Source organism: Pseudoalteromonas neustonica (assembly GCF_001653135.1).
Taxonomy (GTDB): domain Bacteria; phylum Pseudomonadota; class Gammaproteobacteria; order Enterobacterales; family Alteromonadaceae; genus Pseudoalteromonas; species Pseudoalteromonas neustonica.
In genome coordinates this window covers 1-1,423 of the sequence record NZ_BDDS01000059.1, presented here as the reverse complement: position 1 = coordinate 1,423, position 1,423 = coordinate 1, and the positions used below count along the sequence as shown (strand labels likewise).

The window sequence follows — 1,423 nt, the reverse complement described above, 5'->3', positions numbered from 1 at the left end:
TGTGTTTATTCGTTGGTGAACTGGATGAACTTAATCAAATTAAAGAGGTGTTATGAGCATCGCGCTAGATGGTTGGAATGTGCCAGGCTTTGAAACCCGCGTAAATGCAGGCATTAAATTAGCTGGCGGCGACATGTCAGGGTTTGGTAGCTTTGCACTGAGCAGTGATCAAGGCGTAAAGCCCGGTACACTTACCGTAAATACAAAAATTCCTTTTGAGCAAGAAAGTGATCTAGCATTACTGATCAGCAAAGCAAAAGCGCTAGATGAAAACGGCGCCCGTATTATTTACACAATTAATAATTCACTCGCACAAGCCTACAAAATACGTAAAGCCAAATTCGACGGTGAATTAAAAACCACGGAAATTGAAGATAAGCGCGGTTGGCAAGTGGCGTTTAAGCTCGTAGAAGTACAATCCGTATCCGAGCGTGAACAACAGCAGCTAGATGGTGAGGCAAATCAAAATGCCACAGCACAAGCAACAACCAGTAACGACGAGGTGCAAAACAAGTTCAACGAGGTCGAAGGGCCATGACTGCGCGCTTATCAAATGTCTTAAAAATTGGGGGCCAGCCCGTTACCAACGTGGTAACTAAAACTGTACAGCTTGATATTGCCAGTACCGGTCGCGCAAAGTTTGAAGTTGTGACAGAGCAAGAGCCAAGCGGCTTGGTTGAACTGCACCTAGGTTACACGCTAGATAATATGGTCCCGTATTTTCTCGGCGTCATAGAATCAAAGCATCAAGCAAACGGCCGATGGTACTTAACCTGCCGCGAACTAATAGGCGCGTTAAGTTTTGCTGCACCGTTGGCGGTTCGTCACGCAACAATCAAAGCGGTGCTTGATGAGTTAACAAAACTCGGCATTGAGTTTGTAATCCCTAATAATGCTGAATACCTAAATCACGTGACGCCAGCGTTTTACCACAGCGGCACAGGCATTGAGGCACTCAGGCAAATAGGCAAAGTATGGGGCATTAATGATTTTATATTTCAGCAACGCCCCGACGGTAAAATATTTGTAGGCAGTTGGCACGACTCGCGCTGGCCGCAGGTAATCATTAACGATTTTCCAGAGCACACAATAACCGCCAAAAGCTCAACCACTGGCGAGCTAATCGCCATACCAAAATTAAGACCAGGCATAAAACTAAACGGGCGTCACATAACAGAAGTAACCTTAATCAACGACAGGATGCACATACGATGGTCAAACACGCCATTAAACGCCTAATACAGCGCTATTTTCCAGAGTTAAACGAGCGTAAACACCTGCCGCAACTGGCGCGTATAGAAAAAATATACGACCTACCAAGTGACGGGGCTGCAATCAGCACTGCATTTAGGCCGTTAAAAGCAGCCGATGTACAGCTTTTAAACCCGCTAACAGGTGAGCCATTAGCCGTGCCCGTATTTCA

2 protein-coding genes and 1 pseudogene are annotated in these 1,423 nt (G+C 45.9%); all 3 read left to right on the top strand.

The annotated features are described in order from the left end of the window. The first annotated feature begins 52 nt into the window (after positions 1-52). The gene (locus tag A7967_RS22070) at positions 53-538 is read left to right on the top strand and encodes a baseplate complex protein (RefSeq protein ID WP_064436120.1); all 486 of its coding nucleotides are present in this window, start codon (positions 53-55) and stop codon (positions 536-538) included. Continuing rightward, positions 535-1,239, top strand: coding sequence for a hypothetical protein (locus tag A7967_RS22065; RefSeq protein ID WP_064436119.1), 705 nt, complete (start codon positions 535-537; stop codon positions 1,237-1,239). Before A7967_RS22070 ends, A7967_RS22065 begins: the two co-directional genes overlap by 4 nt. After that, positions 1,212-1,423 (top strand): annotated as a pseudogene (locus A7967_RS22060) (hypothetical protein); the annotation flags it as partial. The gene A7967_RS22065 and the pseudogene A7967_RS22060, both read left to right, overlap by 28 nt.